The organism is Blautia intestinihominis (assembly GCF_040096655.1).
Taxonomy (GTDB): domain Bacteria; phylum Bacillota; class Clostridia; order Lachnospirales; family Lachnospiraceae; genus Blautia_A; species Blautia_A intestinihominis.
The window spans coordinates 38,592-55,407 of the sequence record NZ_JBBMEI010000019.1; the positions used below are offsets into that span (position 1 = coordinate 38,592).

The window sequence follows — 16,816 nt, forward strand, 5'->3', positions numbered from 1 at the left end:
TCACTCCACAGTAACATATCCTGTCCTGGAGCAGACAGTATTTACTGGTCATCAGACCAGTTTGTTACAGTTCGATATTATACATGATTTCCTGTCAAAAAGCAACGCAGGCATGCAGGAAACCAAAGATTTACAGGTTGAGGTAATTATAGACCATACTGGAAATATTCTGGATGTTCTGCACTGCATCACCGCCGCTTTTCCAGCCCTCTGACATCACACAGAGAATGTATGTGGTCTTTGCTCCGTACACGATCGCGATATCATGCTGGTCCTCATCTGTCTCACCTGTCTTGTTTGCTGTCGGAACTTCTGCCTTGATCCCTGCAGGGATCTTGCTGGTATTTTCCTGCCGTTTCAGAAGGTCCAGCATCTGTGCAGATGCTTCTTCACTCACGCATTCTCCCCTGTAGATCCGCTCCAAAAGAAGTCCGCAGTCTTTTACCGAAGTCATATTTCTTCCACCAAGACTGATCTTTGCTGAAGAAGACGGATGAAGCGTGCTCTGGTAACTCGTCTCGGAATAGCCTTCTTTTTCGAGATATTCATTGACCTTCTCTGCTCCGTCAAGGAAATCATGTTTTTCCGACTGCAGTCTGCCAAGTTCATTACAGGATTCATTGTCACTGACTGTGATCATGTTTGTGAGGAGATTATCGATTTTTGTCTGTACTGCTGCATTTGCGGCATCGGTCTTCATCTGCTTCGCTTCGTTCTCCAGAACAAGATCCATATCCTCAAACGTCTTTGCCATCACGAAAGCTTTGATAAGACTTGCTGAATACATCGGCTCGTCATTGATCACAAACTCTTCCTCTGTTTCCAGATCCTTGACGTAAACACTCCAGTTTCCATCATAACCGGATACCGTCGCCTCAAGCTGCGGTTCCAGATTTTCAATTCCAAGTGCATCAAGCCCCTGCACTTTGCCTGTTTCATCCACCGGGAATCCATCCGGCGTAGTCCCTGCTTTCTGCTCAAGAACACCATTTGCCCCACCGAAATAATACGTTCCGGAAAACATCTGACCATTCGAAGTCATCTCAAGTTCATGTGTTCCCGGCTCCGTCACCATCCGTCCTGTCTCATCAAAATAATAATAGCCGTCAAAGGTCGTCCCATCCATTGTCAGACCATCTATATATCTCACCTGCGGCGCGGCAGAAAGTTTTCCAAGATTGTTTACCATATAGTATCCGTCAAACGTATACTCTGCCGGCTCTCCCGTTTCATCTGTCCCCATACAGGTAAGCTTGCTGATCTTTACCATATGAGGGCTTGCCGCCAGATAGCATCCGTCCGCATCATGATAATAAAAACCATCCAGTACAGTGCCGTCTATTTCCATTTTGTCAAAATAATGAACAGATACCGCTGTATCCTTGCTTCCGTCTTCTTTGAGGCAGTAAAAACCGTCGCTTTTCATAAGGTATCTGCCGGACCCATCCCCGATCGGCTGAATCTGTGCTTCTTCTGTTACTGACAAAAGACTGTCAGAAGCCGCAGCCACACCCACAGGTGTACCGGCTAATGTCAGACACAGACACAATGCCAGAACCGTTCGTCTCTTCATCTTCTTCTCCTTTTGTATCTATCCCACGATTACTTTTTTGCAAACTGATTGTTCATAGTATACCTGAAATCACACATATGTCAAGCATCCGCGCCATCCTCCTGCTCCGGCTCGGTCCCTTCGTTTCCACAGCTTTCCATTTCTGAAACCTGCTCCCAGAAATCCTTAAGCGATGCCTCCACCGTCCCGATCGTGCACGTTTTTACAGACGACCACTCACGAGGAAAAAGCATCCGGTATTCCCGGTTCATGAAACGTTCATCCATAAGCAGGATCACGCCGATATCTTCCCGGGTCCTGATCACGCGGCCTGCCGCCTGGAGCACCTTGTTCATGCCAGGATAACGATAGGCATAATCAAAGCCTGGCTCCCCTTTCTCGTCATAATATTCTTTCAGGATCTCTCTTTCGCAACCGATCTGCGGAATCCCTGTTCCGACAACCGCCACGCCGATCAACCTGTCACCGATCAGATCGATCCCTTCCGAAAAAATCCCTCCCATGACGCAGAAGCCAAGAAGTGTTTTTTCACCCTGCGCCTGAAATTCTCTGAGGAATTCTTCCCGCTCCCGTTCATTCATTGAAGCCTGCTGACAGATGCAGTCCACCCAGTCAGCCGAAAATTCCTCCTGATAAACTTCAAACACATCTTCCATCAGTTTATAGGACGGAAAAAAGATCATATAATTTCCTTTTTTCTTCCAGGACATCCGCGCAATGTATTCTGCAATCCTGCGGTATTCTTCATACCCTCTTCTGGTGTATCTGCTGCTGACATCGCGGCACAGGAGAAGGCATCTTTTTTCTTCCTCAAAAGGAGAATTTACATACATGCCGAAATTTTCATTTCTGGTACTCAGCATCTTCCTGTAGTAAGCAAGCGGCAGAAGTGTTGCCGAAAAAAATACCGTGCTGACTCCACGGTCCAGGCATCTCTGCAGATTTGCCGCCGGATTTACACAAAACAGTTTCATACGGAACTTTCCGTCTTCATCCGTCGAAACATACGTCACATAATTTTCATCCACCAGTTCTGCAATGTTCAGGAAATCCCGTACCGCAAAATAAAATTTCAGGATTCCATCCACGAATTCCTGTGACGGCGGTTCTTCCAAAAGTTTGTCCATCTCTCCCTGAATACTCAGAAGCGTCACAGGAAGTGTCCCCGCATTTTCCAGCACCTGCCAGGAGGAACTGCTTTCTTCCTTCAGTACTTCCAGTTGTTTTGCAGCTTTGCCAAGCATACGATACAGTCTGCTACTGTGTGCTCTTACGAATCTGCGGGTGCTTTCTATCTCTTCTTTGCACAGGGAAGCACTGTACATTTCTCTTCCACGGTCCACCAGATTGTGTGCTTCATCGATCAGGAAGAGATATTTTCCTTTTATATTTTCCCCGAAAAACCGTTTCAGATAAACATTTGGATCAAACACATAATTATAATCACAGACGATCCCGTCCATCCACACTGCCAGGTCAAGTGTTATCTCAAATGGACAGACACTGTATTTCTCTGCCTGTGCAAGAATCGTCTCACGGTCAAAAGCTTCTTCTTTCGTCCACAGTTCATAGACGGCATCGTTTATCCTGTCATAATGCCCCTTCGCATAAGGACATTTCTGCGGGTCACAGTCCATATCATCACAGAAGCACATTTTTTCTTTTGCTGTGATCGTGATAGATTTGAAGTGCAGACCTTTCCCGCGGAGAATTGAAAATGCATCCTCTGCCACAGTCCGCGTGATCGTCCTGGCCGTCAGATAAAAGACCGTCTCGCCTTTTCCCTGTCCCACAGCACGGACTGCCGGAAAGATTGCAGACATCGTCTTACCGATCCCGGTCGGAGCCTGGATAAAAATCTGCGCCTCTTCTGAGATCGCATGGTAAACTCCGGCGACCATTTCTCTCTGCCCTTTGCGGTATGGAAACGGGAATTCCAGAGTTTCCATGGATGCATTTCTCTCTTTTCGCCAGGCGAGCTGATAAGAGACCCATTTATAGTACTCATCTGTCAGATCCTGATACCATTTCTCCAGTTTTTCTCTGGCGATCGTTTCCCGGAATCTCCGGATTTCCTCCGTATCAAGCTGACCATATGTCATCTGGATATCAATCCTTTCCAGATCATGGGCTTCCATATAGATCCAGCCATAACAGAGTGCCTGTGCACGATGGACCTGCACCGGTTCTTCCAGACTGTCAAGGCTTTTGTAAATTCCTTTGATCTCATCGATACAAACAGTTTCGTTCTCTGCAAAAATACCGTCAGCTCTTCCCTCTACACACAGGATCAGATCTTCATATTCACTTTCTTTTTTGAGCGGAACTTCTGCCTGATAGGTGCTGCCCATCTGTTTCTGGATCTTTCGGTGAAAGCGGCTGCCCTTGAGCATGGCTTCTTTGTCTGCTGCCGTTCCGCTCCTGCTTGTCAGATCACCGCTTCTCAAAATAAATTCTACCAGATTTCGAACTGAAATACGGATTACCGGTTTTTCCATCCTGCTTTCTCTCCTGCTTCCCATACATTCAAAAAGGCACATATCCTTTCTCTGAATATGTGCCCGCTCCTGCCAAACTTCTGATACAGTTATGCTACTGCAAATTTGTCCATAACTTTATTGAATTTCTGGCTCTCTCCATAACATCTGACTGTCAGTTCCCGTGTAAGATCCATGCTCAGGATTCCCAGAAGAGACTTGGCATCAATGATGATACGGTTATAAGAAATATCAATATCAAAGCTGCATTTTGCCGCCTCGTTCACAAATTCCTGTACATCTTCTGTCGCGTTTAATTTAATCTGTCTTGTAATCATATAATTCCTCCTCGTGTTCTGACTCAAGTGCAAAAAGACCCGGTTTCCCGGATCTTTTTATTTATTAGATCTGTGTCAGAACAAAAATGTCGTAAATTGCCTTCAATGCTGTCTCAAAATCTCTGTTTTCAACACCGATGATGATATTCAGCTCACTGGATCCCTGGTCGATCATCTTTACATTGACATGTGCATGTGCCAGAGCTGCAAATACACGCGCTGCAGTTCCTCTCTGGGACTTCATACCACGGCCTACGACTGCGATCAGCGCAAGGTCAGATTCCATCTCCACGAAATCAGGCTGTACTGCTCTGTGGATTCCGGCGATCACCTGCTGTTCTTTTTCTTCAAATTCGTCCTGATGAACATAGATCGTCATGGTATCAATACCGGACGGTACATGCTCAAAGTTGATTCCCTGGTCTTCAAATACCTGGAGAACCTTTCTTCCGAAACCAACTTCGCTGTTCATCATGGATTTCTCAATATTGATAGAGCAGAATCCCTTCTTACCTGCGATACCTGTGATCACATATTTCGGTTTACGGCATGTGCTCTCTACGATAAAGGTTCCTTTATCCTCCGGACGGTTGGTGTTACGGATGTTGATCGGGATTCCCTCTTTACGGACAGGGAAGATCGCATCCTCATGAAGAACAGTTGCACCCATGTAGGAAAGCTCTCTCAGCTCACGGTATGTGATGGTCTCGATCACTGCCGGATTATCCACGATCCTCGGATCTGTTACCAGGAAACCGGAAACATCTGTCCAGTTCTCGTAGATGTCTGCATGGATCGCTTTGGCTACAAGAGAACCTGTAACATCAGATCCACCTCTGGAGAAAGTCTTGACAGTTCCGTCTTCCATACCACCATAGAATCCCGGAATAACTGCCTTTTCGCATTTCTGAAGACGTTTTGCAAGAAGTTTGTCTGTCTTGTCTGCATCAAAGTTTCCGTTCTTGTCAAAACGGATCACAGTTGCGGCATCTACGAATTCATATCCGAGATATGCAGCCATCACTTTACCATTCAGAAACTCTCCTCGGGATGCTGCGTACTCTGCGCCTGCCTGTGCTTTGAAATCAGCTTCGATCTGACGGAACTCTTCCTCGAGGGAAAGCTCAATCTTCAGACCCTTGATGATCTCATAAAAACGTTCTTTGATCTCGTTGAGGATACCTGTAAAGTCAGCACCTGCTGCGGCCTTGTCATAGCATGCATACAAAAGATCTGTTACCTTGGTGTCTCCCGAGTATCTCTTACCCGGTGCAGACGGAACCACATAACGTCTGCTCTCCTCGCTTCTGATGATATCTCCTACTTTTTTGAACTGTTCTGCGTTCGCAAGGGAGCTTCCTCCAAATTTCACAACTTTTTTCATAATAATTCTCACCCTTCTGTGTTCCTCTAAAACTAAAAAGTGCTAAAAGCTGTTTTATATTGTATTGAAAAACAGAAAGTTTTGCAAGTATTTCTTACGAATATTGACGAAAAATCCTGAAAAAATTATTATGCACAGTACTCACGGAGAATACTTTCAAGAGCAGATGCACTGCTGGTGTGGCATCTACATACCGGGATAGATTTTCTTTTTGCTTCTTCAACTGCGCAGTTTACCATCTTATGAGACACCGTACTGGTAAACAGGATCATAAGATCCGGCGCGCCGATCTTTTTCTTCATGGCACCTTTTTCTTTGGCAAAAACTTTCGCTTTACATCCGAATCCTTTGCAGATATCTTCATACTGACATACCATTCTTTCATTTCCACCTACGATCACAATACTCATATTCTCACCTCTTATTTTGTTATTCTAAACTAACTTCATATTTTAAAAGAAAGCGGCTCATTGCGTCCGCTTTATGTTTTCAGTTTCTTTTGGTTAGCTCATGCTAACTATCTAAGAGCATAGTAACATAGATTCCTTTGTTTGTCAAAGGATTTTTCATTTTAATTTTATCACATCACAAACGTAAAGTATTTCTTCTCTGACTTTGAAGTGCACATCGTTCTCTCCATAGGCGATCCCGTAGACTCTCTCCGGGTTCTTCTGGTATCTCGGACGCGGGTCATTGGCGAGCACTTCTATCAGTGCCTCCCTCTGTGATTCCGGGATCTTTTGCAGCAGTTCTTCTGGAAATTCCACTTTAAGGATATGTTCTTCGATATGGTCTGTGAAGCCGCCTTTTGCTTCCGGATGGCTGTCCACATAGGGAAGGTACGGTTTGATATCGTAGATCGGCGTTCCATCCATCAGATCCGCCCCTGAGATGTGCAGGACCGTACCAAGATCCGAATGATATTCAATCTCTTCCAGGCGGACTGATGAGAGTCCCAGACTGTTGGGGCGGAATGGGGATCTGGTCGCAAACACGCCCATTCTTGTATTTCCTCCAAGTCTTGGCGGGCGTACTGTCGGAGACCAGTTCTCGCGTACTGCCTCCGAAAACTGCCAGATGAGCCAGATATAATCGTAATCTTCCAGACCACGGAATGCCTCCGTTACCCGGTATTCCGGCTCAAACACGATCGTTGCCTTTAATGCACTCAGCCGGTTGCTCTGATGTGGGATTCCAAACTTTGTCGGGAAATCATTGTGGATCCTTGCTATGATCTTCATATTATTTTGTTCTGACATGTATTTTTCCTCTGTATTTTCTCTGTAAAAAATAAACAGCAGCCCGGCTGCCATAAGTACTGCCGGGCCGCTGTATGTATTTTAGCTTATCCGATTTCAGCGGTCAATGATTTCTATTTCTGTATCATCTTTGGCATCCAGATTGTTGATGTATTTCCTGGTCTCTGCCACGATCACATTCGAAAGGAGCAGGACCGCCACAAGGTTTGGAAGTGCCATCAGCGCATTCAGGATATCCGCGATCGTCCATACCAGGTTCAGAGAAATGACCGGTGCGATCACTGCCACTGCGATGTAAAGGACTCTGTACGGGATCAGGCCTTTTTTTCCTGCAAAATATTCTACGCAGCGTTCTCCGTAGTATGCCCATCCAAGAACCGTAGAATACGCAAAAGAAATAATTCCAATTACAAGGATCACCGGGCCGAGGACCGGAATCTGCTGGAATGCCAGTGTTGTCAAGACACCTCCGTTTGTGATCTCTCCCATGTCAATCGCCGGATTTTTCATGATGCTTGTGACAAGCACCAGTCCTGTCATCAGACATACGACAACGGTATCCCAGAAAGTACCTGTGCTGGATACAAGGGCCTGACGCACCGGATTTCGTGTCTGTGCCGCTGCTGCTGCGATCGGAGCAGAACCCATACCGGATTCATTGGAAAAAAGTCCTCGTGCGATTCCATACTGCATTGCCATCATGATACCACGGCCAACCAGGCCGCCTGCTGCAGCTCCCGGTGTAAATGCCAGTTTACAGATCGTTGTCACTGCCGGGATAATAAAATCATAATTGATACACAGGATCACAAAACAGCCAAGTACATAAAAAGCTGCCATGAACGGAACCAGTTTCTCACATACATTTGCGATAGATTTGATCCCGCCAAAAATAACAAGTGCTGTCAGTACTGCAACGACAATTCCAACTACAAACGGTGGAATACTCAAGTTTTCCTGACAGACCGTCGCGATCGCATTGACCTGCGTGGCACAGCCGATCCCAAAAGATGCAAAGCCGCCAAAGACAGCAAAGATCATTCCAAGCCACTTCATATTCAGTCCACGTTCCAGCGCATACATCGCACCGCCCTGCATACGTCCGTCCTTCGTTTTTACACGGTATTTTACAGCGATCAGAGATTCACTGTACTTCGTTGCGATCCCAAAAACGCCGGTAAGCCAGCACCATAGGACTGCACCCGGACCTCCCAGTGCGATCGCGGTTCCCACACCGATGATGTTTCCTGTTCCGATCGTGGATGCCAGGGCTGTCGTCAGTGCGCCAAACTGGCTGACCTCGCCTTCTCCGTCAGGATCTTTTGTCACAGATAAGCGGATCGCGGTGCCGATCTTTCTCTGGATGACTCCTGTACGGATCGTCATAAAAATGTGGGTTCCCAGGAGCAGAAGGATCATCCACCAGCTCCATACCCAGGTGTCGATCTGATTGATCATGTTTTCAACTGCACTATACATCTCTCGTCCTCCCTTGTCGTTTTTTGTGTGAAGGAACTTCTGACTGTTCAGATAAAACAAAAGGGCGCACAGACATTCTTATGTCTGTACACCCTTGTACTTTCCTTTTCACTGTTTCAGTGTCACACTTATGTGTTTTATTATACTGAATCCCAGTCCTTTTTGCAACTGGCTTTTATCTTTAATGGTCAGAATTTTAAATCCTCCGAAAAAAGCTCTCTTACCTTTTTGCTTCTTCCATCCATTCTTTCAGTGCCTTCATACGGACTCTGGCATCCATCATTCCCCTCTCGTAGACACTCTGGATCACATCGAGATCTGTCTCCATACGGCTGATCTCAAGCTTTTCAGATGGCTGGATCACAAAAACTTCTCCCGCCTCTTCCAGACGGTGGATCTCCTTTAATGACTGATTGTAGACACTATGACGCTCTTTGAGTGCCTCGGCAAATTCCGGGTATTTATGGTATCTCAGCTCTGCCATCTTTGCATTCTGTGGCTTCTTTACATAGCCTTTGTGCTGTGTGAGGATTACAACATTTTTCTCAAAACCCATCCTGCGAAATGCTTCCAACGGAATACTGTCTGTACAGCCGCCGTCCAGAAGCTTCATTCCCTGATAATCTACAAGTTTCGACACATATGGCATGGATGCGGATGCGCGCAGGACATCAATCTGATTCAGCATATCTGTGATCTTTATGTATTCTGCCTTCCCTGTCTCTACATTGGAGCAGGTCGCATAAAACTCTGTATCTGATTTCAGAAATGCCTCATAATCATACGGATCAAGTCTTTCCGGAATATCATGATAGCATAACTGTTTTCCAACCACTTCCCCTGTATGGACCAGGTTCCACATACTCATAAAATGCTTATCATTCCTGTATTTCTTAAAATAACGGATGCTTCTGCCCTTCTGTCCCGAAACGAAAGAACAGCCATGGAGTGCCCCGGCAGACACTCCGATCACTCCGTCAAAATGCAGCCCCTGCTCCATAAATACATCCAAAACGCCGGCTGTATAAATGCCGCGCATTGCTCCACCTTCCAAAACCAGTCCTGTCTTCATCACTGTTGCCTCACCTTTCTGTCTTCCAGCAGTTTACTATTGTATCATATGCTTCCCTGAAACTGATACCCGCCTTCCCTGCAAGTGCTGATGCACTGTCATATTCAGGATAGCATCTCTCTTTTCCATTCGGAAGTGTACAGATCTTTACCTGTGCCTCGCCTATGGAAGTCCGGATCTTCTCTGCACGGCGTTTCAGGATCGTCCGTTCCAGTTCGCTCCGTCTGATGCCGATCGTCGTTGTCTCTGTAAAAAGGATCTCCTCCATTCTGGAGATCTTGTCTTTTTTGCAGAGGACCACCAGCTCATATGCCGGTCTGTTTTTCTTCATAAAGACCGGTGTATAATGAACTTCTCTCGCACCATTCTCCAGAAGGATCTGCATCACATGTCCCATTGCTTCGCCGCTGCAGTCGTCAATGTCTGTTTCCAGCCGCCAGATATGATCTGACTCCTGTTTTTCTGCCTCAACCGACCGGATCAACATTGCTCTTAGGATTCCCGGGCAGCGATACTGGCGTTTGCCTGCTCCGAGCCCTGTCGCAAGGATCTCAAAATCTTCCGGAAGTTTCTCAGAAGTCCGGACTGCCGCTACGACTGCTGCTCCTGTCGGAGTGACCAGTTCTCCTTCGATATCTGTGATCTTAAGTTTGAGATGATTTGCCTGTGCCACATTTACAACAGCCGGAACCGGAACCGGGATCTGACCGTGCTGACAGCGGATAAAACCTGTTCCGTCATAAAGTACCGGCACAACCACATCTGTGACATCCAGATCATCCAGGCAGACTGCGATCGATACAATGTCCACGATGGAATCCACTGCTCCAACCTCGTGGAAATGCACTTCCTCCACCGGTACGCCGTGAGCTTTTGATTCCGCTTCTGCCAGAATCTCAAAAATCCTGAGAGCCGTCTGTTTCGCTCTGGTGCTGATCGAAGAACCTTCGATGATCTCCCTGATCTCCTTCATTCCACGATGTTCATGTCCGTGTTTATGGACATGTGAATGTTCCTCATCAGAGTGTCCATGCAGATATTCCATATCATGATCGTGATTATCCTGATCCAGAATCACGGAGAAATCACAGGCATCGAGCCCAGACTTCACAACCCTTGAAACTTCTGTACGGAATCCCTGAACCGGAAGACCTGATAATGCCACTTCCAGATGCTTCTGATCTGCACCAAGATCCAGAAGTGCCGCCACGGTCATGTCACCGCTGATTCCGGAATAACATTCCAAATATAAAGTTTTTCCCATAATATCTCCCATTAGTTACTGTTCCTGATTTTCTCTGACTGCAAGGCGGTTGATCTGCGTTGCAATGTAACCTGCCCCGTAGCCATTGTCGATATTTACCACCGCAATCCCGTTCGCGCAAGAATTGATCATCGTCAGAAGTGCGGAAAGTCCATGCATGCTCGCTCCGTATCCCACAGAAGTCGGGACTGCGATCACCGGCTTATCCACCAGACCTCCGAGAACACTCGCAAGCGCTCCCTCCATTCCAGCAACTGCAACCACACAGTTTGCCTCCTGGATCACTTCCAGTCTGGAAAAAAGTCTGTGGATCCCACTCACACCCACATCAAAGATACGCTCTACGCGAGTTCCGAAGTATTCTGCAGTCTGTGCAGCTTCCTCTGCAACCGGGATATCGGCTGTACCTGCGGTACAGACTGCGATCTTGCCGATGTGCTCTTTGTGCTTCTTTTCGATCTTGATGATGTGTGACAGATCATCGTATTCCACACCCGGAAGAAGATCTTTCACCAGCTCATACTGATGTCTGGACGCTCTCGTTCCAAAAACTTCTCCGTTGTCCTCATATAACTTCTGAAAAATATGGACAAAATGCTCATCTGCCTTGCCGCTGCAAAAGATCACTTCCGGGAATCCGGAGCGAACCTCTCTGTGGGAATCCAGCTTCGCATAGCCTCCCATTTTCTCAAATGGTTCTTTTCGAAAGTAATGTTCTGCCTCTTCTAAAGTGATCTCGTTTTTTTTGAATCGGGTCAATATTTCTCTTGCTTCCAAAAAATGCATCCTCCCCGTCTGTTACTTTATGTGATACAAAATCATGCCACCCTTTTTGTCATATCCGGTGTCCCAGAGTTCCTTCAGAGAAAACCATTTGTATTCCCCATAGGAAACTGCCTTCACCATAAGATCATCCTCTGTTTCTTCATAACCTGCAAGGATAAACCAGTGCCATATGTAATCCTCCAGATGTCCGTTCTTGTTCTGGTGTTTCAGCATCAGATATGGGATCGGGCTGTCGCTGTCGATCTGCCTCATGACAGCCTCTCTTGCTTCTTCATAAGCATGTGTCCCATGAAAAGCCTCCATCATAAGATTCTCCTCATGTACATCCTTCAGATATTCTCCAAAACCTTCCATATATAATTCCAGGGTATCGATCCCGTTCGGCCTTGGACAGAGATAATGCTTCATGATATATGCAAAATCATGGTACTCTTCCCATGTGATCTCTTCGAGTTTATGCGGATAAAGTTTCTTCTTATCCGCTCTTCGGGCAAAATAAATACAGCTCTCACAAGCTGCCACTGCTCCACATCCTCCGTCTCTCATTGATACCTCTGGAAAAAGATCCTGATTTCCCCCATAGGATTCTTCTACAAAGAAGTAATCCAGTTCATTCTTCTTATGTACTCCGGTCTGTATCACCGTTTCTCCCCCCTCTGTCGTCAGTATCAAACTGATACTATGCAAGTAACTATACCATATTTTACATTAAAATTAAACACTGTTTTTTCCAGAAAAATCCGGAAGAATGTTAAACACTCTTCCGGATATCCACGATCCACTCTCTTATGAATAAGAAGTAAAGCCAAGATCCTTCGCTGTCATCTGCACATTCGCGAGGAATACATCAAATGCCCCCATCGTTCTTTTCAGAACAGCATTTGACTGCTTCTGGAAAAAGTCATTTGCTGTTTTATCGTTTGTTGCATATTTGAATACATATCCTGTATTTGCAGTATGTCTGGACGGATTCAGATTTGAATATGTCACATATGCTTTTTCACCTTTAATATAAGCAAATACAGCCTGTGCAATATCTGTTCTCTGGCAGTTAAAGCTCATCGTGATCCCACGGTAATTTTCTCCCGTGGTGTCGAGAAATTCAATATATGTAGCTTCTATCAGATCATCTTTTCTGTTATAGGCTACAAGGACCGCCGAATTCGAAAAATCCTGTTCCACTTCATAATTTCCATCATCATTGATCTCACCATTCTGCTGGATATATTTTTTGAGTTTTGTGTAATTCTTGGTCCATTTATTGGATACAGGAGTATTTTTTACCGTTACTGTACAGTTAAATTTCTTTCCTCCAAGAGTTGCCGTTATCGTTGCTTTACCTGCTTTTTTCGCAAGAACCCTGCCATTTCGGTATACCCAGGCAGTCTTTGTATCACTGGATTTCCACTGTGGAACCAGTTTCGTTCCATTGATCTTGAGAGTATCATATTTTCCCACATACAACGTCATACTTGTCTTATTAAGTTTCAGACTATTGAGTCCTGCAATTGTCGTCAGACCGTTTCTGTCATATCCACTCCACACAAGGCTTCCATTAATTCTCCTGTATGCACGAACTGTGTACGTATACTGAACGCCCGTAGTTACACGTACATCCTGATAAGTTGTTGTCTGATATCCAGAAAAATTACGCACTGCCTGCCATTTTCCTCCGTCCGTCTTTCTGTAAACACGATAACCGTTTACACCTTTTACCGTGCTCCATTTCAGCACGATTTTGTTTGTGCCATAAGGCTTTGCTGAAAGCAGTTTCGGTGCTGTTACTTTCACTGCCGCCTGTACTTCCTTCACGCCATAACTTCCCGGAAATACCACTGGAACTGCCAGTGCCAGCATCATAAATGTAATTATGCCAAATAATCTTTTTTTGAATTTTTTCATATTCTGATACCTCCCTTCTTACCTTCACTTTACTATACAATTGACAATTATTCAATCCAAATCTGCAATATTCTTATGCATTCTTTCCAACCCTCAGATTTTCTGTTATACTTAATCTCAAATCAAACATTATGGAGGTTTTTTGTATGATCCACACACTTGAAAATGACCAGCTCCGTGTAAAGATCGCCGATCACGGTGCTGAGCTGTCAGAAATCTACGATAAAACAAACGACCGTCAGGTACTCTGGAATGCTGATCCGGCCTACTGGAAACGCCATGCTCCGGTGCTTTTCCCGAATGTTGGACGCTATTATGAAGATCACTGTCTGATAAACGGTAACTCCTACACATCCGGTCAGCACGGATTTGCCCGCGATATGGAATTCACCTGCACGGACAAAACCGATACATCCGTTACTCATCTGCTGGAATCCACCGCAGAAACTCAGAAGATCTGGCCATATGCTTTCCAGCTTTCTATCACACATACGCTCAATGGTCGTGACCTGACTGTTTCATGGAAAGTCGTAAACAAAGATCAGGAAACCATGTATTTCACGATCGGTGCTCATCCTGCATTTAATGTGCCTGTACTTCCTGATACCATTCAGAGTCAGTATCACCTTACCTTCAATGGAGAAAAAGAACTGACCTACTGCCTGCTTGACCCAGAGTACGGTACTGCCATTCCTGACAAGACCTACACCCTTCCTCTTGAAAATAATTCCTGCACGATCGATGAGCACATGTTTGACCACGATGCTCTGGTCTTTGACAACGGTCAGATCACTAAAGCCGGTATCGCCCTTCCGGATGGAACTCCTTATGTAGAGATCAGCTGCGAGGGATTCCCAAACTTCGGTATCTGGTCCGCTGTCGGTGCTCCGTTTGTCTGCCTGGAACCATGGATGGGACGCTGCGATAATATAGAATATAACGGAGAACTGTCCGATAAACCGGGCATCAATATACTTGATCCTGCCAAAACATTTGAGAAGTCTTATGTAATCTCAGTTAAATAATGCCCCTGCATTTATAACTTAAAAAGGGAAATCCCCCGCCGCCTGCACTTTCTGCAGTTGCGACGGGGGACTTCCCTCTTTTTATGTCTTTTGTTCTTTTTATTTTTTGATATCGTCTGTGCGGATTGCGAACTGTACCAGTCCTATGTCCTTATTGTCTGCTGAGACGAAGGATACCGGTGTGTAATCGCTTCCTGAGATCTTGTCAAACATTTCATCAATCTCATCATCGATCTGCTGGTCAATGTCAGATGTCTTATCTTTGGATTCCACTGGCTGCACTTCCGATTTCTCCGGTAAGCTGGCTTGCTCCGGATACCAGGCTGGAGGCACCGTTTCTTAAGGAAAGAGATGCGACCGATAACTGATTTGCACCTTCAAGAAGGCTGGAGTCATTCTTTATAAGTTTCGTAAATCCTGCATTCAGCTGTTTCATTCCTTTTGCAACTTCCGGAAGATCTTTTGTCGCCGCCTGAAGCAATGAAGCGTCGTTCCCTGCACATACGGAATCGCGAGGTTGATCCAGATGGACAGCTCGATCACCAGTGTCAGGATCACCGGAAGTGTGATCGACTTGAAGTTAAACAGAAGGATTGCAAATACAAACGCGATCGCCAGGGTATTGACCCTGCTGTTATCCTCTGTGATCGTTTCTTTCAGATCCCTGGTACTTGCCAGGTCGCCTGCGATCCTGGCCTCATCGCCATAATATTTCTCGCAGATCTTATAAACTTCGTTCAGTTTTTCTGTCCATCCTTCTTCGGATTCCTCAGTGCTTATAGTCACTACAAAACGGCTGTAATTCTCTGAATAAAGCTGTGAAAGTGAATCCGACGGAACAAAGCCGCCCGGGATCGTTGAACCTACACTGTCTACATAGGAAATGACAGAAGTCACATTTTCATTGTCTTTTAATTCTTCACTCAATGCACTTTCTTTGCTTGTATCCCCTTTCGGCACCATGATGACGAGAGGGTTGGACGCGCCATATTCCTCTTCAACGCTCAGGAGGTCGCGTCCCATCTGAGTGGCATCCGTGCTGTAAATACGGCTGCCGCCATAGAGGAAAGAGTCCCCCCCTGTGCAATGAAGCACGGAACCGCAATCACCACTGCAATAAGAAATGCAGGTATGCGGAGTTTCATAACAGCACCGGCAAACTTATGAAAATCCGGAAAAAAGGCCTTATGCTGAGTCTTATCGATCAGTTTATAAGTGCTGATCGCCAGTGCCGGCAGGAAACAGAGTACACAGAGAAGACTGAATACGATTGCTTTTGCCATGACCCACCCCATATCCGGTCCGATTTTGAACCGCATCAGGATCAGTGCCGCAAAACCGGTCACTGTTGTAAGGCCACTGGAAAGTACTGATCCTGTGGACTGTTTTACTGCCGCCACCATAGCGTCCTGGACATCCTTGCCTTCTGCTCTGTTTTCGGCAAATCTGTGAAGAAGGAAGATGGAACAGTCCATGGAAACTGCAAGCTGCAGAACACTTCCCGCTGCATTGGTAACGAAAGAAATCTCTCCAAACAGCAGGTTTGTTCCTCTGTTCAGCATGATTGCGATACCGATTGTAATCATAAAAAGTACTGGTTCAAACCATGAATTCATTGTCAGAAGCAGTACGATAAATGTCACCGGAAGGACAAACCGCATGATCTTCTGGATATCTGACGAGGTGTGGAACGGTGACAATGCATCTGTGACTGCTGTTCCTGACATAGAATTGGGAACCTTTTATCTGCATTACAGGGATATCCAGGATCTTCTGGAGCACCTGGAAAATGATATACTGGATGAATTTATCGAAATCACCAACGCCCACCAGCCACAGGATATGAAGGGTAAACCTTTCCCTCTGATCTGTGACCTGTATAAATTTCTAGAAAAAAACTCCGATTTCGTAAAACTTGTTCTGGTCAATAACCAGGAACAGAATTTTATGAATCGGATCAAGGAGATTATCCGGGAACGCTGCGTGAATGACTGGGACGAGATTTTTGCCAATGCAGATCCCAGGCTGAGCGAGATCTACTCTTCCTACGTCCTCTCCGGCTGTATCGGCATCATCGAAAACTGGATCCGAAATGGCACCCGCCAGAGCCCGGAGGAACTCGCACGCTATACGGAGGATATTATGCTAAATGGATTGAATATACTGAAATAGATGTATTATGTTACTATTCACAGGTAGTATCCCGCGAGGCGTTTTGCCATGAATATGGCAAAATCCCGAGACATACAGGGCAAAA

Annotated in this window: 18 protein-coding genes; 2 read left to right on the forward strand and 16 right to left on the reverse strand. The window is 45.7% G+C overall.

Annotated features, from left to right (window positions below; all coding sequences use genetic code 11):
• Nucleotides 1-130: 130 nt before the first annotated feature.
• The 12 genes from WMO75_RS07645 to WMO75_RS07700 all read right to left on the reverse strand — a co-directional run bounded on the left by WMO75_RS07645 (nucleotide 131) and on the right by WMO75_RS07700 (nucleotide 13,534).
• Nucleotides 131-1,573 (reverse strand): serine hydrolase, encoded by a 1,443-nt coding sequence (locus WMO75_RS07645; protein ID WP_022214695.1) that lies wholly within the window; start codon nucleotides 1,571-1,573, stop codon nucleotides 131-133.
• An 80-nt stretch (nucleotides 1,574-1,653) separates the two neighbouring features.
• Nucleotides 1,654-4,071: an ATP-dependent DNA helicase gene (locus WMO75_RS07650; protein WP_349077888.1), complete on the reverse strand. Its 2,418-nt coding sequence runs from the start codon at nucleotides 4,069-4,071 to the stop codon at nucleotides 1,654-1,656.
• Nucleotides 4,072-4,160: 89 nt separating this feature from the next.
• Nucleotides 4,161-4,388, reverse strand: a complete 228-nt coding sequence (locus WMO75_RS07655; protein WP_022214693.1) for an HPr family phosphocarrier protein — start codon at nucleotides 4,386-4,388, stop codon at nucleotides 4,161-4,163.
• Nucleotides 4,389-4,452: 64 nt separating this feature from the next.
• Nucleotides 4,453-5,772 (reverse strand): aspartate kinase, encoded by a 1,320-nt coding sequence (locus tag WMO75_RS07660; RefSeq protein WP_173905101.1) that lies wholly within the window; start codon nucleotides 5,770-5,772, stop codon nucleotides 4,453-4,455.
• Nucleotides 5,773-5,900: 128 nt separating this feature from the next.
• Complete coding sequence (locus tag WMO75_RS07665) at nucleotides 5,901-6,182, reverse strand: DUF2325 domain-containing protein (RefSeq protein ID WP_022214691.1); 282 nt, start codon at nucleotides 6,180-6,182, stop codon at nucleotides 5,901-5,903.
• 156 nt (nucleotides 6,183-6,338) lie between these two features.
• Nucleotides 6,339-7,031 (reverse strand): tRNA (N6-threonylcarbamoyladenosine(37)-N6)-methyltransferase TrmO, encoded by a 693-nt coding sequence (tsaA, locus tag WMO75_RS07670; protein ID WP_022214690.1) that lies wholly within the window; start codon nucleotides 7,029-7,031, stop codon nucleotides 6,339-6,341.
• A gap of 96 nt (nucleotides 7,032-7,127) precedes the next feature.
• The gene (locus tag WMO75_RS07675) at nucleotides 7,128-8,510 is read right to left on the reverse strand and encodes an alanine/glycine:cation symporter family protein (protein ID WP_349077889.1); all 1,383 of its coding nucleotides are present in this window, start codon (nucleotides 8,508-8,510) and stop codon (nucleotides 7,128-7,130) included.
• 220 nt (nucleotides 8,511-8,730) lie between these two features.
• Complete coding sequence (locus WMO75_RS07680; protein ID WP_022214688.1) at nucleotides 8,731-9,582, reverse strand: patatin-like phospholipase family protein; 852 nt, start codon at nucleotides 9,580-9,582, stop codon at nucleotides 8,731-8,733.
• A gap of 10 nt (nucleotides 9,583-9,592) precedes the next feature.
• Nucleotides 9,593-10,846 carry a nickel pincer cofactor biosynthesis protein LarC gene (gene larC, locus WMO75_RS07685; RefSeq protein WP_349077890.1) on the reverse strand — a complete coding sequence of 418 codons (1,254 nt, stop codon included), beginning with the start codon at nucleotides 10,844-10,846 and terminating at the stop codon, nucleotides 9,593-9,595.
• A 15-nt stretch (nucleotides 10,847-10,861) separates the two neighbouring features.
• Nucleotides 10,862-11,623 (reverse strand): nickel pincer cofactor biosynthesis protein LarB, encoded by a 762-nt coding sequence (larB, locus tag WMO75_RS07690; protein WP_349077891.1) that lies wholly within the window; start codon nucleotides 11,621-11,623, stop codon nucleotides 10,862-10,864.
• A 21-nt stretch (nucleotides 11,624-11,644) separates the two neighbouring features.
• Entirely contained in the window at nucleotides 11,645-12,274 is a 630-nt protein-coding gene (locus tag WMO75_RS07695; protein WP_291580455.1) for a hypothetical protein, read from the reverse strand.
• A 144-nt stretch (nucleotides 12,275-12,418) separates the two neighbouring features.
• Complete coding sequence (locus tag WMO75_RS07700) at nucleotides 12,419-13,534, reverse strand: Ig-like domain-containing protein (protein WP_296054706.1); 1,116 nt, start codon at nucleotides 13,532-13,534, stop codon at nucleotides 12,419-12,421.
• 146 nt (nucleotides 13,535-13,680) lie between these two features.
• Here WMO75_RS07700 and WMO75_RS07705 point away from each other — a divergent pair, with 146 nt between their 5' ends.
• Nucleotides 13,681-14,559: an aldose 1-epimerase family protein gene (locus WMO75_RS07705; RefSeq protein ID WP_199704991.1), complete on the forward strand. Its 879-nt coding sequence runs from the start codon at nucleotides 13,681-13,683 to the stop codon at nucleotides 14,557-14,559.
• 99 nt (nucleotides 14,560-14,658) lie between these two features.
• Here WMO75_RS07705 and WMO75_RS07710 read toward each other — a convergent pair whose 3' ends face one another.
• The 4 genes from WMO75_RS07710 to WMO75_RS07725 are packed head-to-tail and all read right to left on the reverse strand — an operon-like array spanning nucleotide 14,659 to nucleotide 16,286.
• Nucleotides 14,659-14,832 carry a hypothetical protein gene (locus WMO75_RS07710; RefSeq protein WP_349077892.1) on the reverse strand — a complete coding sequence of 58 codons (174 nt, stop codon included), beginning with the start codon at nucleotides 14,830-14,832 and terminating at the stop codon, nucleotides 14,659-14,661.
• Nucleotides 14,816-14,995: a hypothetical protein gene (locus WMO75_RS07715; protein ID WP_349077893.1), complete on the reverse strand. Its 180-nt coding sequence runs from the start codon at nucleotides 14,993-14,995 to the stop codon at nucleotides 14,816-14,818. The genes WMO75_RS07710 and WMO75_RS07715 overlap by 17 nt, the downstream gene beginning before the upstream one ends.
• Nucleotides 14,992-15,582, reverse strand: a complete 591-nt coding sequence (locus WMO75_RS07720) for an MMPL family transporter (RefSeq protein WP_349077894.1) — start codon at nucleotides 15,580-15,582, stop codon at nucleotides 14,992-14,994. The genes WMO75_RS07715 and WMO75_RS07720 overlap by 4 nt, the downstream gene beginning before the upstream one ends.
• Nucleotides 15,564-16,286 carry an MMPL family transporter gene (locus WMO75_RS07725; RefSeq protein WP_349077895.1) on the reverse strand — a complete coding sequence of 241 codons (723 nt, stop codon included), beginning with the start codon at nucleotides 16,284-16,286 and terminating at the stop codon, nucleotides 15,564-15,566. Before WMO75_RS07725 ends, WMO75_RS07720 begins: the two co-directional genes overlap by 19 nt.
• On the opposite strand from WMO75_RS07725, the gene WMO75_RS07730 reads away from it, so the two are divergent.
• Entirely contained in the window at nucleotides 16,243-16,731 is a 489-nt protein-coding gene (locus WMO75_RS07730) for a TetR-like C-terminal domain-containing protein (RefSeq protein WP_199704989.1), read from the forward strand. The genes WMO75_RS07725 and WMO75_RS07730 overlap by 44 nt on opposite strands.
• Nucleotides 16,732-16,816 lie beyond the last annotated feature (85 nt).